Origin of the sequence: Halomonas daqiaonensis (genome assembly GCF_900109725.1) — a bacterium.
GTDB lineage: Bacteria > Pseudomonadota > Gammaproteobacteria > Pseudomonadales > Halomonadaceae > Halomonas > Halomonas daqiaonensis.
The window spans coordinates 106,586-122,190 of record NZ_FOBC01000002.1; the positions used below are offsets into that span (position 1 = coordinate 106,586).

Consider the following 15,605-nt stretch of genomic DNA (forward strand, 5'->3'; position numbering starts at 1 on the left):
CTTGTCGATCCTTCGCCCGCCTGGACTCGCCGATGCTAGAGATATCCAACCTGATCAAGCGCTATGGTCATGACGAGCCCGTGCTCAAGGGGCTTGACCTGAGTGTCGAGGACAACAGCGTGGTGGCCATCGTCGGTGCCTCGGGCGCCGGCAAGAGCACCATGCTTCGATGCATCAATCGCCTGGTGGAACCCACCTCGGGTTCGATCAAGCTCAATGGCAGCGAAATCGTCACGCTTCGACACCGCGACCTGCGGCGCGCCCGACGCAAGATCGGCATGATCTTCCAGGGCTTCAACCTGATCGATCGCTTGACGGTAATGGAGAACGTGCTCTCCGGCCGGCTTGGCTATGTCAGCCTTTTCCAGGCCATCACCCGCCGCTACCCCGCCGCGGATATCGAGCGCGCCTTCAAGCTGATGGAACGGGTCGGCATTGCCCAGTATGCCAACAAGCGCGCCGACGAGCTTTCCGGGGGCGAACGACAGCGGGTCGGCGTGGTGCGCGCCCTGATGCAGGAACCGGAGGTGCTACTGGCCGACGAGCCCACGGCCTCACTGGACCCTCGCACCTCCGAACAGATCATGGTGCTGCTGCAAAGTCTGGCCAGCGAGTTATCGCTGCCGGTGCTGATCAACATCCACAATGTGGCTCAGGCCAGAGCCTACACCGACCGCATCGTCGGACTGCGTCACGGCACCATGATCTTCGATGGCACCCCCGCCGACTTCGACAAGCAGGCGCTGGATGCCATCTACGGCGGTATCGAGTCGCCGGAAGACGAGACCGCCACCCCGCTGGGCGGCCCCGAATCGGCCGACCGGGAGGCCCGCCATGATGCAAGCTGACAGCAGCGGAGCGCCATCGCCGCGGACCTGGCGCAAGCCCCCCTTCATCGCCAACCCCGTGTTGCGCTACGGCCTGCTGGCGGTGGTGGTGTTCTATCTGGTCTGGGCCTTCGCCACCCTGCCCTTCAACTGGGAACGTATTAGCGAAGGGCTACCCCGGGCGGCACGCATCTTCGGTGGCGGTTTCCCGCCAAATTTCTCACGCTTCGACCTGCTGTTGACCGGCTTCACGGAGAGCCTGCAAATTGCCCTCCTGGCCACCCTGCTGGGGGTGCTGCTGTCGATCCCCTTCGCCGTGATGGCGGCGCGCAACATCGCGCCCTTGCCGGTCTACCTGCTAGGGCGCGCGGTGATCATCGTCTCGCGCAGCTTCCATCCCGTCATCGTCGCCATCCTCTTCGTCGCCGCGGTGGGCTTCGGCCCGCTCGCCGGCATCCTGACCCTGACCCTCTACTCCATCGGCTTCGTCGGCAAGCTACTCGCCGAGGAGATCGAGGAGATCGACTGGGGCCAGGTGGAGGCCATGCGCGCCACGGGCGCCGGCTACCTGGCGACACTCTACTATGCCGTCTTCCCGCAGATCCTGCCGCGCCAGGTGGGACTCTCGATGTATCAGCTTGACAGCAACCTGCGCGCCTCCGCGGTAGTGGGGATCGTCGGGGCAGGCGGCATCGGCAGCACCCTGATGAATGCCTTCGGGCGCTACGACTATGATTTCGCCTTCGCCATCCTGCTGGTGATCATCGCGGTGATCCTGGTCAGTGAAGGCGTCAGCGGCTGGGTAAGGAAGAAGATATGGTAGACGACGCCGATCTGCTGGCTGATCGTGTCTGGCGACGCCACAATCCCAGGGAGCAGCTCATCCGCTACGGCGTGATGCTGGTCACGCTGATGCTGGTCGTCTGGGCGGTGCGCGACATCGACATCTTCTGGCCCTGGGTCTGGGATGCTCCCAACCAGATCTCGAGCCTGGGGGGCCGCATGTGGCCGCCGGACCCGAGCCGTCTCGGCGAGATCGTCAATGCCATGATCGAGACGGTGCATATCGCCACGCTTGCCACCCTGCTGACCGTCTTCATCGCCCTGCCGGTCTCCTACATTGCCGCCCAGAACACCACGCCCAATCGCGCCTGCCTGTGGCTGGGACGTTTTATCCTGGTCTCGAGCCGCTCGGTGAACACCATCATCTGGGCGCTGCTGTTCGTGGCGATCTTCGGCCCCGGGGTGCTGGCCGGGATACTCGCCATCATGTTCCGCTCGGTGGGCTTCATCGGCAAGCTGATGGGCGAGGCCATCGAGGAGATCGACCGTCGACCGGTTGAAGCCATGGAAGCGACCGGCGCCTCCAAGGCGAAGGTGATCGCCTATGCCGTCGTCCCTCAGGTGATGCCGGCGTTCTTCGCCATCGTCATCCTGCGCTGGGACATCAACATCCGAGAATCCACGGTACTCGGGCTCGTCGGGGCCGGTGGCATCGGCGTGATCCTGCAGGGTTCCATCGATACCTTCGCCTGGCAGACGGTCGCCACCATCCTGATCGCCATCATCGCGCTGGTGTTGATCGGTGAGGCGATTACTGGCCTGCTGCGCCGCAAGGCACTCTAGGCGGCTATCACGTCCGGCGCAGGCCTACTCAGGGATGCCACCCCGTGTCAGCTCGGCAGGATCGAGCAGGCGCTCGAGTTCCTCACGCGACAGGTCGGTCTGCTCCTCGGCCACCTCGATGATCGGCCTTCCTGCTTTATATGCCTGCTTGGCGATGGCCGCCGCGGCATCGTAGCCGATCACCGAGTTCAGCGCCGTGACCAGGATGGGGTTACGTGCCAGTGGTCCCTCGAGGTTGTCATGACGCACCTTGAAGGTGGCAATGGCACGGTCGGCCAGCAGCCGCGAGGTGTTGGTCATCAGGGTGATCGAGGTAAGCAGGTTGTTAGCGATCAACGGCAGCATGACGTTGAGCTGGAAGTTGCCGCTCTGCCCGGCCACCGTCACCGCCGTGTCGAGCCCGATCACCTGGGCAGCGGCCTGCGCGGCCGATTCGGGGATCACTGGATTGACCTTGCCGGGCATGATCGAGCTGCCGGGCTGCAGGGCCTCGAGCTCGATCTCGCCCAGTCCGGCCAAGGGCCCGGAGTTCATCCAGCGCAGGTCGTTGGCGATCTTCATGACCACGCAGGCCAGGCCCCTGAGCTGCCCGGAGAGTTCGACCGCGGCGTCCTGAGCGCCGAGGCTGGCGAAGAAACTGTCGTTGGGCGAGAACGACAGGCCGGTCTGCGCGCTCAGGTCGCGCGCCATACGCTCGGCGAATTCGGGATGGGCGTTGATGCCGGTGCCCACCGCCGTACCGCCCTGGGCCAGGCGACACAGCCGCACCAGGGCACTGTCCAGGCGCTCGATGGCCTGCCCCACCTGGCTCGACCAGCCTCCCAGTTCCTGGCTCATGCGCAGCGGCATGGCGTCCATCAGGTGGGTGCGCCCGGTCTTGACCACGTCGTCGAGCTCCGCGGCCCTTGCGTCAATGGTCTCGCGCAGGTGCTCCAGGGCCGGACGCAGTTGACCGCTCACTGCGAGCGCAGCAGACACATGGATCGCCGTGGGGATCACGTCGTTGCTCGACTGCCCCATGTTGACGTGGTCGTTGGCGCCGACCTCGACCCCGTCACTACTGGCCTGCCGGGCGATCACCTCGTTGACGTTCATGTTGCTTGAGGTGCCCGAGCCTGTCTGGAAGACATCCACCGGAAACTGGTCGTCGAGATGTCCCGCGAGGATCTTCTCGGCGGCGGCGACGACCTCCCGGGACCGCGCATCGTCGAGAAGGCCCAGCTCGCGGTTGACCCGAGCCGCCGCCAGCTTGATACGGGCGATGGCATGGATGAAGGCGGGCGGCATCGGCTGGCCGGAGACGGGAAAGTTATTCACGGCGCGCTGGGTCTGGGCGCCATAGAGGGCCTCTTTCGGCACCTCCAGTTCACCCATGCTGTCGCGCTCGATGCGATGGTCGCTCATGTACGGCTCCTCGTGTTCGGGGTAATTGATGCTCCACTCAACATGGCGTCAGGCGGCCGGCCTTGCAAGAGACCTCTCGACGAGAAAAAGAAAGAAAGGATGTTGCACTGCACCAATCACTTTGCTATTGTGCATTGCAACAGAGACGCAGAAGGCATCGGCAGACCGCCACGGCCTTCGAATTGATCCGAAATCCCTGGGAGGGACTCACGATGCAAAACTTCGACACCAAGCAGTTCACTGAGCAGTTCGAATCCATGTTCTTCGGCCCGGCTCGCGCCTATGCCGCCCTGTCCGTGGACTACACCGAGAAGCTGGTCAACGCCCAGCTGGACGCCAGCAAGGCTTACTCCGACACCGGTCTGGCGCAGCTGCGCAGCCTGCTGAACGTCAAGGATGCCGAAGGCCTGCGCACCTACATGGAAGGCCAGCAGAAGGTCGCCAAGGACCTGACCGAGCGTCTGAAGGGCGACACCGAGAAGGTCGTCTCTCTGCAGCAGGACTTCGTGCAGCAGAGCCAGAAGCTGGCCGAAGACAACGTCAAGCAGGCTACCGAGACTGCCACCAAGGCAGCCAAGTAAGCCTGACGGCGCCGGCAATGCCGGCGCCTTCTTGATAGCAAAAAGGGCCGCCGATCGATGATCGGCGGCCCTTTTGCGTTATGCTCACCGGACACGGGGTATTGTCCCCCCTCCGGGAGACTCAAGATGACACGCTGGATCCTTCCCGCCCTGCTGGCGATCACGCTGGCCGGCTGCCAGATCATCGAACCGCGCTATCCCGCCGGTCAACGCGAACGTGTCGAAGTCATCGAGCGTGGCACGGAGATGCCACGGGAGACACGCGAGACACGCGAGACCGAACGAGCCGAGCGCCCTTCCACTACCGACCGGGTCGCCCGCCAGGTGGCATTCCCCGCCGAAGAGTATGCCACTCTGGAGAAGAGCGGTAGCGGCGTGATCAGCGGACGCCTGCTGCTGGGCGGTCGCCCGGTGGCTAACGCGGGCGTCTCGGTCGCCCCGGTGACCACCTACTCCGCCGAGGCCGCCGAGCAGGCCCTCGCGGGACGCGCCGTGGAGCGCGCGGATCCCCGGGCTCGCGAGTACACCCACACCACCCGTACCGACGGCAACGGCTACTTCCGCCTTGCCGGCCTGCCTGCCGGTGAGTTCTATGTTTCGGGTAGCGGAAAGGATCCATCCACCGGCGAGACCCGCGTCATCATCCAACAGGTCAGTCTGGGCAATGGCCAGTCGCGAAGCATCGAATTAAGCCGGTGAGCCGCATGCAGATGGCAGCCGCCATACCGGGCTTCTATGCTGAAGATCGAATGCCGCACCGGTAGCCGGTGCGGCTCTGGCTCCAGGAGTGACGACGATGGACATATCCGGAAAGCTCGCCAAGCGCTATGGTGGCCGGAGCGTGGCAGGGCTGACCATCATGGTGTCCCTGGCATTCAGCGCCGACGCCGGTGCGGCAACGCTTGACGAGTTGCGCGAGAGAGGCAGCATTCGTATCGCCGTGGCGGATGAAGTGCCCTACGGGTACCTTGACGAGAACGGCGAGGGAAAAGGTGCAGGGCCCGAAGTGGCTCGGTACGTACTCGAGCAGTTGGGCATCGAGGAGATCGAGTGGCAGGTCGTGGAATTCGGCGACCTGATCGATGGCCTTGAGGCAGATCGATTCGACATGGCCGCTGCCGAGATGGCTATTCGTCCCGAACGCTGTGAGCGAGTCCTCTTTTCGGCGCCCAACACCTCCTACGGCGAAGGCCTGCTGATCCGGGCCGCCAACCCCGAAGAGATCAACGCCTACAGCGACTTTGCCGAGCGCGAGGATATCCGCGTGGCGGTCCTCGACGGCGCGACTCAGATCGGCATCCTCGAGTCACTCGGCGTTCCCGAGTCGCGTATCGAAGTGATCAACGCCAATGCCGCGGCCATCGACATCATCCTCGATGGCCAGGCCGACGCCTATGCCGGCACGGGCTTGACGGTCAGCCAGCTGGATGCCCAGAGCCAGGAAGTCGAGGTCGTGCAGGATTTCGTCGACCCCGTGGTGGACGGTGAAATAGTCCGCAGCTGGGGCGCCTTCACCTTCCCGCAGGAGGCGGAGACGCTTCGTGACGTCTTCGATGAGGTGCTCCTCGACTATCGCAACACCCAGGCCTGGGAAGACACGTTGAGAGAACACGGCTTTACCCAGGATGACATCCTCAATGCCTTCCGCTTCGACACCGAATGGTTGTGCAACCGCGGGAACTGAGCCCTGCTTCTATGCGCTTCAACGCAACAAGGCCCCTGATCGATGATGGGGCCATAATGAGCGCCAGACGCTGAGTTTCCTGCCACCGTTAGTGTGAGCTTTACCCGACTTGTGTAAGACATCACCGACAATCATTGTCAGTGATATGCGATAGCGATTGCCGGCAGCCAGCATCCCATCAACGTCACTTCTACGCTAAATACATCTCCAGCGAGAGTTGGCGGAGACAACGCCATGATGGCTTCATCACACAGACGCCACGGATCATGGCCCTTCACATACCGTTCTGGCTCCAATCGGCGCCACGACCCATACCGGATGATCAGAGACGCTAAACGGAGCGGAACAACGCTACGCGGGGCTGATAACCATGACACACAACACTCTTTCTACTATTGGAAGACCGTCCCTATTGGTCGGCACTCTCGCTGCCCTACTGGCCACCTCCGGGCTGCAGGCCGCTACCCTCGCGGAGATCCAGGATCGCGGGATGATCCGCATTGCCGTCGCCAACGAGAAACCCTATGGCTACCTCAACGAGCAGGGCAAGGCACTCGGCGTCGGCCCGGAGGTCGCTCAACGTATCCTGGAAGATCTCGGTATCGAGGAGATCGAATGGGTCGAGACCGAATTCAGCAAGCTCATCCCGGGGCTCGAAGCCGAGAGCTTCGACATGGCCGCGGCGGAAATGGCCATCATGCCTGAACGCTGTGCGCGCGTGCTCTTCTCGGACCCCAATACCTCCTACGGCGAAGGGCTGCTGGTGCTGGCCTCCAACCCCAACGGCATTCGGGCCTACGAGGACTTCGTTGAACGCTCAGACACCATCCGCGTTGCCGTCCAGGAGGGTACGGTGACCCAGGACATGTTCATTGCTCTGGGCGTCGATCCGGACCGGATCGTCACGGTGCAGCGTCTCCCGGAAGCTATCGACGCCATCGTCCGGGGTCGGGCTGACGCCTTCGCCGCCACCGGGATGACCGTCGCAGCCATGGAGGAGATGAGTCCGCAGGTAGAAGCTGAATTCAATTTCAAAGATCCGGTGATTAACGGGCAAGAGATACGCTACTTCGGTGGCTTTGCCTTCCCCCGGGATGCCGATGACCTGCGTGACGCAGTGAACGAGGCTTTGGAGGAAGAGAAGCGCTATGGAGAATGGCAGCAGACGCTGTCTCGCTATGGCTTCCTGACAAAGGACATCCTTTACTCTTACCGTTTCAGTGCTGAGCAACTCTGCAGCGGGGCTGGCTAGAGCGACGCGCGCCATACACCTCTACCAGCCCAACACCTGCTTGACGAAGGGAATGGTCAGCTTGCGCTGGGCAGATAGCGAGGCGCGATCCAGGACCTCCAGGGTCTCGAAGAGGACATCCGGGCGTCGCGAGCCGCGGTGCAGGATGTAGCGAGCCACCTCGTCGGGCATTTGCATGCCGCGTCCCCGCGCCCGCAGCTTAAGCGCTGCCATGCGCCCGGCATCATCCAGCCCCTGCAGTTGGAAGGTCATGCCCCAAGTGAGTCGTGAGGCCAGATCAGGCAGTTTAACCGGCAGCGTTCGCGGGGGTACCTCGGCGGCAATCACCAGGCGCTTGCCGGCATCCCGGAGGCGGTTGAAGGCATGGAACAGCGCTTCCTCCCAGCGCTTGCGCCCCACCACATGTTCGAGGTCGTCGATCGCCACCAGATCCAGGCGCTCGATCTCCTCGAGCATCAGCGGCGGAAAGTGTCCGAGCTCCGCAAGGGGCAGGTACAGCGCCCGGTAGCCATGGTCGGAGGCCGAATGGCACGAAGCCTGCAGCAAGTGGCTGCGTCCGGTGCCGGAGACGCCCCATACATAGAGGAAGGGCTCACCGTCATCGTCGAGTTGGTGCACGAGCCGGTCGACGAGGATCGCATTGGCCCCGGGGTGAAAGTTGGCGAAGGTAGCATCGTCGCGCAGTCCCACGCCCAGCGGCAATTGCGTGGGTGCTCGACTCATGGCGACTCCTCGTCGTGGCTACGTTGACGTCCGGCGTCATACAAGGTGCTGTTTTTATAGTGCTCGTGGAGATAACGCAACACCACCATCACCACGGCAGCCACGGGCAGCGCCAGCAACACGCCGGTAAATCCGAACAGCTGGCCCCCGGCCAGCACGGCGAAGATCACGGCCACCGGGTGCAGGCCGATCTTGTCTCCGAGCAGCTTGGGCTGCAGCACCACACTCTCGACCAACTGACCGAAACCGAACACCCCCGCAACGCCGAGCAGGATCAGCCAGTCGCCGAACTGGAAGAACGCCACCACACCGGCCACGGATATCCCCACGATCACGCCGAGATAGGGCACGATGCTGGACAGCCCTGCGAGCATCCCGATCAGCAGGCCAAAACGCACGCCGAGCAAGGTCAGTCCTACTGCATAGATCACCCCCAGGCAGAGCATGACGATAAGTTGGCCGCGCAGGAAGGCGGACAACACCTCGTCGCATTCGCCGGCGAGGCGCACAGTGGCAGGCTCCCAGCTGCGCGGCAGCGAGCCACGCAGCTTGGCGACCAAGACGTCCCAGTCCAGCAGCAGGTAAAAGGTCACCACCGGAATCAGCGCCAGGTTGCCAATCCAGACGACCAGCGCCAAGCCAGAACGAGAGGCCTGGGCCAGCAGGCTGGCGGCGAAGGTCCCGGTCTCCTTCCAGTTGTCGACGACCGCCTGGCGCATCTGGTCGAAGTCGGTAGAAAGATCCATGCCTGTCAGTGCCTGGATACGCGGCACCACGGTCTGCTGGAGCCAGTTGAGCACCGCCGGCAGCGATTCGACCAGCTGACCTAGCTGTCGGCCGAGTATCGGTACTACCAGCAGCAGGGTGAGCACGATGACCAGCGTCAGCAGCAGGAAGACCAGCGAGACCGCCAGGCGCCGCGAGAGGCCGCGTGCCTCGAGGCGGTCGGCCAGGGGATCTCCCAGGTAGGCCAGGATCATGCTGACGAAAAAGGGCATCAGCACCGGCTCGATACTGACCAGGAACCATAGCCCCAGCGCCGCCACCGCGGCCACCACCCACCACTGCCTGTGCATCCGTCTCCTCCCTGTGTCGGCGCATCTGGCGGGCTGCCAGCCGCGCGTCGTGATGCTACAATTTGCTTCCACCACTTGGCCGCTGCGCGTCTTGCGACAGGCATCGCGACCGCCATTCTCATACAGGAAGCGTCATGACCGATTCCACCCATCGCCCGAGCGGGGCATCGCTCAGTTACAAGGACGCCGGTGTCGACATCGATGCCGGCAATGCCCTGATCGACCGCATCAAGGGCGTTGCCAAACGCACGACCCGCCCCGAGGTGATGGGCGGCCTGGGCGGTTTCGGTGCCCTGTGCGAGCTGCCGACGGGCTATCGGGAGCCGGTGCTAGTATCCGGCACCGATGGCGTCGGCACCAAGCTGCGCCTGGCCATGGACCTCGGTCGTCACGACACCATCGGCATCGATCTGGTGGCCATGTGCGTCAACGATCTGGTGGTGGCCGGCGCGGAACCGCTGTTCTTCCTCGACTACTATGCCACGGGCAAGCTCGACGTGGATATCGCCGCCGACGTGGTGACCGGTATCGGCGAGGGCTGCGAGCAGGCCGGCTGCGCCCTGGTGGGCGGCGAAACCGCCGAGATGCCCGGCATGTACGAGGGAAGCGACTATGACCTCGCCGGCTTCTGCGTCGGTGTGGTGGAAAAGTCCGAGATCATTGATGGCAAGAAGGTCGGCGAGGGTGATGTGCTGCTGGGGCTGGCCTCTTCCGGCCCGCACTCGAATGGCTACTCGCTGATCCGCAAGATTCTCGAGGTCAGCGAGGCCTCGCTGGACACTGCCATCGACGGCCGGTCGTTGGGCGAGGCGCTGCTTGCCCCCACCCGCATCTACGTCAAGCCCCTGCTGTCGTTGCTCAAGGAAACCGACACGCCGATACATGCCCTGTCGCACATCACCGGCGGCGGCCTGCTCGAGAACATTCCCCGCGTGCTGCCCGAAACCCTGGCAGCGCGTGTTGATGCGTCGAGTTGGACACGCCCGGCAGTCTTCGATTGGCTCCAGCAGCAAGGCAACGTCGATGAGCATGAGATGCACCGCGTGCTCAACTGCGGCATCGGCATGGTGATTGTGGTCCCGGCGGAAAAGGCCGACCAGGCCCGTGCCCACCTGCAGGCCCAGGGCGAGTCGGTGCGCCGTATCGGTGAGATCATCGCGCGGGGCGATGACGAAGAGCAGGTCAAGCTGGAGAACGTGAAGGAATGAGTAGCACCGACTACCAGAGCGACACCCTGAACGCCTTCACCCCCGAACCCAGCGAGTCACGACGGGTGGTGGTGCTGATCTCGGGCAGCGGCAGCAACCTGCAGGCGCTGATCGATGCCCAGGAACACGACGCCCTGGGCGGCGAGATCGTCGCGGTGATCTCCAATCAGCCGAATGCCTATGGCCTGAAGCGTGCCCGGGACGCAGGGATCGATGCCGTGGCCCTGCCCCATCGTGAGTATGACAGCCGCGACGCCTTCGACGGCGCCCTGATCAAGGTCATCGAGCGTCACGAACCCGACCTGATCGTGCTTGCCGGCTTCATGCGCATTCTCACGCCGCGCTTCGTCAACCGCTTCCTGGGGCGGATGCTCAACATCCACCCCTCGCTGCTGCCTGACTACACCGGGCTGCGTACTCACGCCCGCGCCCTGAGCGATGGTGTGGCCGTGCACGGCTGCAGCGTGCATTCCGTCACCGAGAAGCTGGATGGCGGGCCGGTTGCCTTGCAGGCTGAGGTAGCTGTCACCGAAGACGACACGGAAGATAGCCTTCAAGCCAAGGTTCAGGCCCGTGAGCATCTGATCTACCCGATCGCCGTGCGCTGGTTCCTCGAGGGACGTCTGCAGCTCAAGGGTGACACTGCCACCATTGACGGCGTTGCCCTGCCACCCACCGGCATGCGGCTTTCTCACGCCGATGCCGCCGAGGAGCTGGACGAGGACTGACAGCGGCCAAGCGGCCAAGCGGCCAAGCGGCCAAGCGGCCAAGCGGAGTCTAGGTCCAAGTAGCAAGAGACCCCGCCAGGCTTAGCCCGGTGGGGTTTCGCGCTTCAGCCTCGCTACCCGCGCCCGTCTCCGGACAGCTTGGCGGCTCGGCGCTTTCAGCTTGGCGCTGTCACGTCCTGGGCAACGTCACGCCTCGCTGCCCCATATATTTGCCGCCGCGGTCCTTGTAGGAGGTCTCGCAGATCTCGTCGGATTCCAGGAACAGCATCTGCGCCACCCCCTCGTTGGCATAAATGCGCGCCGGGAGATTGGTGGTGTTGGAGAACTCCAGGGTCACATGCCCTTCCCACTCTGGCTCCAGAGGTGTGACGTTAACGATGATGCCGCACCGGGCATAAGTGGACTTGCCCAGGCAGATGGTCAGCACGCTTCGCGGGATGCGGAAGTACTCCACGGTACGCGCCAGGGCGAAGGAGTTGGGGGGGATCACACAGACATCGCCCTTGATGTCGACGAAGCTCTTCTCGTCGAACCCCTTGGGATCAACCACCGCGGAGTGGATGTTGGTAAAGACCTTGAACTCGTCGGCGCAGCGTACATCGTAGCCGTAACTGGACGTCCCGTAGGAGATCACCCGCCGCTCGTTCTCGTAGCGGACCTGCTCGGGCTCGAAAGGCTCGATCATGCCTTCCCGTTCGGCCATGCGGCGTATCCACTTGTCGGATTTGATGCTCATCGAAGCGTCCTGAACTGTAACTAGGTAAACAGACGAAAAACGGGGCCACATCATAGCGACCCCGGCGGGGAAGGTCACGGCGGGAGCCCTCTCGTTTAGGGCTATTACAGATAGGCCTGTTACTCGGAGCTGGTCCGGCAACAAGCCTGCGAAGAGGCGCTGTGAACCCGTCCTTGGGCGCTACTGACACCATCCATGGCGTAGGACCTCCTCTTAGGCTTGCCCCCGGCGCCCCTCGCTGTACGTAACTGCTATGGCCCTGCTATCTCACTCGCTGAAGGAGATCTCCGGCCCCTCGGCGCCCTGGCCGCTGATCTGGTCCGCGACCTGGCGCGCCATGTTGCGGAAGTTGGTGGCCACCTCTCCCTCCGGTTCGGCCACCACGGTGGGACGACCGCCATCCACCTGTTCGCGGATCGACAGCGTAAGTGGCAGGCGACCGAGCACCTGGGTCTCGTACTCCTGGGCGATGCGCTCGCCCCCACCCTCACCGAAGATCGGCTCACTGTGACCACAGTTGGAGCAGATGTGCAGGCTCATGTTCTCCACGACCCCGAGCACCGGCACATTGACCTTGCGGAACATCTCGATGCCCTTGCGCGCGTCCAGCAGGGCAATGTCCTGGGGCGTGGTGACGATCACCGCGCCGTCCACCGGCACCTTCTGGGCCAGGGTCAGCTGGATGTCGCCGGTACCCGGCGGCATGTCGATGAACAGGTAGTCCAAATCGTCCCAGACGGTCTGGGTGAGCATCTGCTGGAAGGCGCCGGCGACCATCGGCCCGCGCCAGACCATGGGTTCGCGGATGTCAACCAGAAAGGCCATGGACATGGCCTGGATGCCATGGGCCTCGAGCGGTTTGAAGCGGTTCTCACCAGCGGACTGGGGACGCACGCCCTCGCCCACTCCCAGCATCTGGGCCTGGCTGGGACCGTAGATGTCGGCATCCAGGATGCCCACCCGATAGCCTTCGGCGGCCATGGCCAGGGCCAGATTGACGGTGACGGTGGACTTGCCCACCCCGCCCTTGCCGGATGCCACGGCGACGATATGCTTGACCCCTTCGATCACGACTTGCTCCTTCTGCAGTTGGGGTTGCCACGCAAGCGGCATGAAGTGCCAGTATACCCGGCTGGTCGCCCTGCCATGCAATGCCTGCCAACGCACGACGGCGAGCCGATGGCTCGCCGTCGTGGCTGATAGACCGTCCCGCGAATAGGGTCAGTCGGTGTTGCCGTCTTCCTGGGTCTCTGTCTCCTGCTGGTCGGCGTCACCGTTGCCAGCTTCCTGGGCATCGGCCTGCTGCTGGCTGGCGTCAGCGTTGCCACTTTCCTGGGCTTCGCCCTGTTGCTGACCCGCAGTAGCATTGTCGTCTTGCTGGGCACTGGCCTGCTGCTGGCCGGCAGCGTTGTTACCGCCCTCGGTCTCTACGCTCTCCTCCAGACGTGACAGCTCGTTGCGCCAGGTATCGAGCTGTCCTTGCAGGCGCTCGAGCTGGGACTGGCGCGACTCGATCTGAGACTCGATCTTGGCAACCTCGTCACGACCTAGCTGGATAGCGAGCTCGAGGTCCTTGAACATCTCGCGAGCCTGAACGAGCTCTGATCTGGCATCTTCCAGTTCACCGCGGGTGGTCTCCAGCGCCTCGCTCGCCTCGTTGCGGCTGGCCTCGAGCTCGCTGATCTCCTGCTGAAGGGCATCACGCTCTTCCTGCCTGGCGGCGATCTCGTCGTTGAGGCTGGCCAGTTTATCCTCGGCCGACGCGATCTCCTCCTGCAGCCCCTCGAGCTCGGCACGGGCTTCGTCACGGGCAGTGATCGCCTCGCTGCGCTCCTGCTCGGCCTCTTGACGGGCCGCCTCGGCTTGCTCACGATCCGCTTCGGCGGCCTGACGAGCCTCTTGGGCTTCCTGAGCCGAAGCCTGAGCCTCGTCGCGAGCCTGGGCCACCTCTTGCTGCTCTTGCTGGAGGTTTTCCAGCGCCTCTTCGGCCTCCGCCAGGCCGGCCTGACGGCTGGTCAGCTCGTCCTCGGCAGTGGCGATCGAGGTCTGGACCTCTTCCAGTCTCGCCTGGGCTTCTGCCTCCTGCTCCTGGGTCGTCGCGAGCTCCGACTCGGCGGTCTGAATCTGCTGATCGAGCTCGCTGCGCTGCTCTGCCAGGTCATCGACGTTGCCGGCGGAGTCGCGCAACGCCTCGACGCGACCGGTCAAGGCCTCATTATCTGCCTGGACACTCTCGAGCTCGGCCTGGATATTCTCGAACTGTGTCTGCAGCGATTCACGAGCCTCATTACTGGAACTGACACTGGACTGGGCAACCAGGGCCCAGATGATGGCGACCACCGCCACGGCCGCCAGGCCCTTGACACGGTTGTCCTTAAACAGCTCACTCATCGACGAATCGGCCATCGATGTATCCCCCTGAGTGGTTGGATGTCGCCGGCCAAGGAAGGCCAGCCTTACGTCGTCACGACTTTCAGCATACACGCCCGGTGAGACGTCGCCACCCGATCATCGACGTCCAGTCAACGTCAGGTCTCAACCTTGCCGCGCAAGGCCTTGTGCCGACCGCGTTTCTTCTTGCTGTCCAGTCGCCGCTGCTTGGCGCCCTTGCTGGGACGAGTGGCAACGCGCTTCTTCGGTGCATACATGATGCTCTTGATCAACGCCTTGAGCCGCGCCAGGGCCTCGGCGCGATTACGCTCCTGGGTACGATGAGCCTGGGCCTTGATGATCACCACCCCGTCGCGCGTAATGCGCTGGTCGCCCAGGGCCAGCAGTTTTTCCTTGAAGCCCTCGGGCAGGCTGGACGACTGGATATCGAAGCGCAGATGGATGGCGCTGGCAACCTTGTTGACGTTCTGGCCGCCAGCCCCCTGGGCGCGCACGGCCTGCATCTCGATCTCGTGATCGGGGATATTCACCTGACGAGAGAGTTCCAGCATGCGTTGGCCTTTCAGAGTGAATGATGAGTGGAGACTAGTGCCGGCAGGAGAGTAAGGGGCCTCAGTATGCCAGCCAGATCCGATGCTTGGCGCCCTTGCCGGGGCGATGGGCACGCACCGTGACCTCCTCGACCAGCAGCCCGACGCGCCGCAACCGCTCGGTGAACGCCGGGTCCTGACCTGCCGACCAGACCGCCAGCACCCCCTCGGGTCGTAGCGCCTGCTGGGCCGCCGCAAGCCCGCGGGGCGAATAGAGCCAATCGTTTTCGCGGCGGGTCAGCCCCTCGGGGCCATTGTCCACGTCAAGCATGATGGCGTCGAAGCCGTCGGTCTCGCGGCGCAACAACTCGCCGACGTCCCCCAGGCTGACGCGGGTTCTAGGATCGTCAAGGGGACGACCCGCGGCGTCACCGAGCGGACCCTGGTTCCATTCCACCACTCCCGGCACCAGCTCGGCGACAACGACCTCGGCGTCCTGGCCCAGCATCTTCAGCGCCGCGGCCAGGGTAAAGCCCATGCCCAGCCCGCCAATCAGCACACGGACCCCGGTGCAGTCGGCGAGTCGCTCGCAGGCCAGTTCCGCCAGGGCATCCTCGGAACCATGCAGGCGAGTGTTCATCAGCTCTCCAGACTTGCCGGCGATACGGATCGAGAACTCATCATTACGCTGCAGCAGCCGCAGCTCGCCGCCCTGACCGGGAATGCTCGCCGTGCCGATCTCTTCGAATTTTGCCATGGTGTCTCTATACAGAGGAGAAAGAAGTGCACCGGGGGTTCCTGCCGGGACATCGATCGTCGCCTCTTGCCCTGAACGGCTA

17 protein-coding genes are annotated in these 15,605 nt (G+C 63.7%); 9 read left to right on the forward strand and 8 right to left on the reverse strand.

Features of this window, described 5'->3' with window-relative positions:
* Window positions 1-32: 32 nt before the first annotated feature.
* The 3 genes from phnC to phnE (BMY30_RS01885) are packed head-to-tail and all read left to right on the forward strand — an operon-like array spanning window position 33 to window position 2,453.
* Window positions 33-848, forward strand: coding sequence for a phosphonate ABC transporter ATP-binding protein (phnC, locus tag BMY30_RS01875; RefSeq protein WP_089710025.1), 816 nt, complete (start codon window positions 33-35; stop codon window positions 846-848).
* Window positions 838-1,650, forward strand: a complete 813-nt coding sequence (gene phnE, locus BMY30_RS01880; RefSeq protein ID WP_089710338.1) for a phosphonate ABC transporter, permease protein PhnE — start codon at window positions 838-840, stop codon at window positions 1,648-1,650. Before phnC ends, phnE (BMY30_RS01880) begins: the two co-directional genes overlap by 11 nt.
* On the forward strand, window positions 1,644-2,453 hold the full coding sequence (gene phnE, locus BMY30_RS01885) for a phosphonate ABC transporter, permease protein PhnE (protein ID WP_089710027.1): 810 nt from the start codon (window positions 1,644-1,646) through the stop codon (window positions 2,451-2,453). The genes phnE (BMY30_RS01880) and phnE (BMY30_RS01885) overlap by 7 nt, the downstream gene beginning before the upstream one ends.
* Before the next feature lie 24 nt (window positions 2,454-2,477).
* On the opposite strand, the gene BMY30_RS01890 is transcribed toward phnE (BMY30_RS01885), so the two are convergent.
* Window positions 2,478-3,857, reverse strand: coding sequence for a class II fumarate hydratase (locus BMY30_RS01890; protein ID WP_089710029.1), 1,380 nt, complete (start codon window positions 3,855-3,857; stop codon window positions 2,478-2,480).
* 212 nt (window positions 3,858-4,069) lie between these two features.
* Here BMY30_RS01890 and BMY30_RS01895 point away from each other — a divergent pair, with 212 nt between their 5' ends.
* From BMY30_RS01895 to ehuB (BMY30_RS01910), 4 genes are all read left to right on the forward strand, one after another.
* A complete protein-coding gene (locus tag BMY30_RS01895; RefSeq protein WP_089710031.1) occupies window positions 4,070-4,438 on the forward strand; it encodes a phasin family protein in 369 nt (122 codons plus the stop codon).
* A gap of 126 nt (window positions 4,439-4,564) precedes the next feature.
* The gene (locus tag BMY30_RS01900) at window positions 4,565-5,137 is read left to right on the forward strand and encodes a hypothetical protein (RefSeq protein WP_089710034.1); all 573 of its coding nucleotides are present in this window, start codon (window positions 4,565-4,567) and stop codon (window positions 5,135-5,137) included.
* 97 nt (window positions 5,138-5,234) lie between these two features.
* A complete protein-coding gene (ehuB, locus tag BMY30_RS01905) occupies window positions 5,235-6,122 on the forward strand; it encodes an ectoine/hydroxyectoine ABC transporter substrate-binding protein EhuB (protein WP_089710035.1) in 888 nt (295 codons plus the stop codon).
* 370 nt (window positions 6,123-6,492) lie between these two features.
* On the forward strand, window positions 6,493-7,374 hold the full coding sequence (ehuB, locus tag BMY30_RS01910; protein WP_089710038.1) for an ectoine/hydroxyectoine ABC transporter substrate-binding protein EhuB: 882 nt from the start codon (window positions 6,493-6,495) through the stop codon (window positions 7,372-7,374).
* A 21-nt stretch (window positions 7,375-7,395) separates the two neighbouring features.
* Here the strand turns inward: ehuB (BMY30_RS01910) and hda are convergent, their stop codons facing one another.
* Window positions 7,396-8,097: a DnaA regulatory inactivator Hda gene (gene hda, locus BMY30_RS01915; RefSeq protein WP_089710040.1), complete on the reverse strand. Its 702-nt coding sequence runs from the start codon at window positions 8,095-8,097 to the stop codon at window positions 7,396-7,398.
* On the reverse strand, window positions 8,094-9,173 hold the full coding sequence (locus BMY30_RS01920; RefSeq protein WP_089710042.1) for an AI-2E family transporter: 1,080 nt from the start codon (window positions 9,171-9,173) through the stop codon (window positions 8,094-8,096). Before BMY30_RS01920 ends, hda begins: the two co-directional genes overlap by 4 nt.
* A 134-nt stretch (window positions 9,174-9,307) precedes the next feature.
* Here BMY30_RS01920 and purM point away from each other — a divergent pair, with 134 nt between their 5' ends.
* Together purM and purN are read left to right on the forward strand one after the other, a co-directional pair.
* Complete coding sequence (purM, locus tag BMY30_RS01925) at window positions 9,308-10,381, forward strand: phosphoribosylformylglycinamidine cyclo-ligase (RefSeq protein ID WP_089710044.1); 1,074 nt, start codon at window positions 9,308-9,310, stop codon at window positions 10,379-10,381.
* Entirely contained in the window at window positions 10,378-11,109 is a 732-nt protein-coding gene (purN, locus tag BMY30_RS01930; protein ID WP_089710046.1) for a phosphoribosylglycinamide formyltransferase, read from the forward strand. Before purM ends, purN begins: the two co-directional genes overlap by 4 nt.
* A gap of 169 nt (window positions 11,110-11,278) precedes the next feature.
* Here purN and dcd read toward each other — a convergent pair whose 3' ends face one another.
* From dcd to BMY30_RS01955, 5 genes are all read right to left on the reverse strand, one after another.
* Window positions 11,279-11,845, reverse strand: a complete 567-nt coding sequence (gene dcd / locus BMY30_RS01935; RefSeq protein WP_089710049.1) for a dCTP deaminase — start codon at window positions 11,843-11,845, stop codon at window positions 11,279-11,281.
* A 267-nt stretch (window positions 11,846-12,112) separates the two neighbouring features.
* Window positions 12,113-12,913, reverse strand: coding sequence for an iron-sulfur cluster carrier protein ApbC (gene apbC / locus BMY30_RS01940; protein WP_244516103.1), 801 nt, complete (start codon window positions 12,911-12,913; stop codon window positions 12,113-12,115).
* A 153-nt stretch (window positions 12,914-13,066) separates the two neighbouring features.
* Window positions 13,067-14,251, reverse strand: coding sequence for a coiled-coil domain-containing protein (locus tag BMY30_RS01945; RefSeq protein WP_089710054.1), 1,185 nt, complete (start codon window positions 14,249-14,251; stop codon window positions 13,067-13,069).
* 122 nt (window positions 14,252-14,373) lie between these two features.
* Window positions 14,374-14,787, reverse strand: a complete 414-nt coding sequence (arfB, locus tag BMY30_RS01950) for an alternative ribosome rescue aminoacyl-tRNA hydrolase ArfB (protein WP_089710056.1) — start codon at window positions 14,785-14,787, stop codon at window positions 14,374-14,376.
* Between the two features lie 61 nt (window positions 14,788-14,848).
* Window positions 14,849-15,523, reverse strand: a complete 675-nt coding sequence (locus tag BMY30_RS01955) for a spermine/spermidine synthase domain-containing protein (protein ID WP_089710059.1) — start codon at window positions 15,521-15,523, stop codon at window positions 14,849-14,851.
* Between the last annotated feature and the right edge of the window lie 82 nt (window positions 15,524-15,605).

Bases quoted from the DNA above. Each gene is read 5' to 3' on its own strand.
- phnC (WP_089710025.1), top strand. From the start codon at position 33: ATGCTAGAGATATCCAACCTGATCAAGCGCTATGGTCATGACGAGCCC.
- phnE (WP_089710338.1), top strand. From the start codon at position 838: ATGCAAGCTGACAGCAGCGGAGCGCCATCGCCGCGGACCTGGCGCAAG.
- phnE (WP_089710027.1), top strand. From the start codon at position 1,644: ATGGTAGACGACGCCGATCTGCTGGCTGATCGTGTCTGGCGACGCCAC.
- BMY30_RS01890 (WP_089710029.1), bottom strand. From the start codon at position 3,857: ATGAGCGACCATCGCATCGAGCGCGACAGCATGGGTGAACTGGAGGTG.
- BMY30_RS01895 (WP_089710031.1), top strand. From the start codon at position 4,070: ATGCAAAACTTCGACACCAAGCAGTTCACTGAGCAGTTCGAATCCATG.
- BMY30_RS01900 (WP_089710034.1), top strand. From the start codon at position 4,565: ATGACACGCTGGATCCTTCCCGCCCTGCTGGCGATCACGCTGGCCGGC.
- ehuB (WP_089710035.1), top strand. From the start codon at position 5,235: ATGGACATATCCGGAAAGCTCGCCAAGCGCTATGGTGGCCGGAGCGTG.
- ehuB (WP_089710038.1), top strand. From the start codon at position 6,493: ATGACACACAACACTCTTTCTACTATTGGAAGACCGTCCCTATTGGTC.
- hda (WP_089710040.1), bottom strand. From the start codon at position 8,097: ATGAGTCGAGCACCCACGCAATTGCCGCTGGGCGTGGGACTGCGCGAC.
- BMY30_RS01920 (WP_089710042.1), bottom strand. From the start codon at position 9,173: ATGCACAGGCAGTGGTGGGTGGTGGCCGCGGTGGCGGCGCTGGGGCTA.
- purM (WP_089710044.1), top strand. From the start codon at position 9,308: ATGACCGATTCCACCCATCGCCCGAGCGGGGCATCGCTCAGTTACAAG.
- purN (WP_089710046.1), top strand. From the start codon at position 10,378: ATGAGTAGCACCGACTACCAGAGCGACACCCTGAACGCCTTCACCCCC.
- dcd (WP_089710049.1), bottom strand. From the start codon at position 11,845: ATGAGCATCAAATCCGACAAGTGGATACGCCGCATGGCCGAACGGGAA.
- BMY30_RS01945 (WP_089710054.1), bottom strand. From the start codon at position 14,251: ATGGCCGATTCGTCGATGAGTGAGCTGTTTAAGGACAACCGTGTCAAG.
- arfB (WP_089710056.1), bottom strand. From the start codon at position 14,787: ATGCTGGAACTCTCTCGTCAGGTGAATATCCCCGATCACGAGATCGAG.
- BMY30_RS01955 (WP_089710059.1), bottom strand. From the start codon at position 15,523: ATGGCAAAATTCGAAGAGATCGGCACGGCGAGCATTCCCGGTCAGGGC.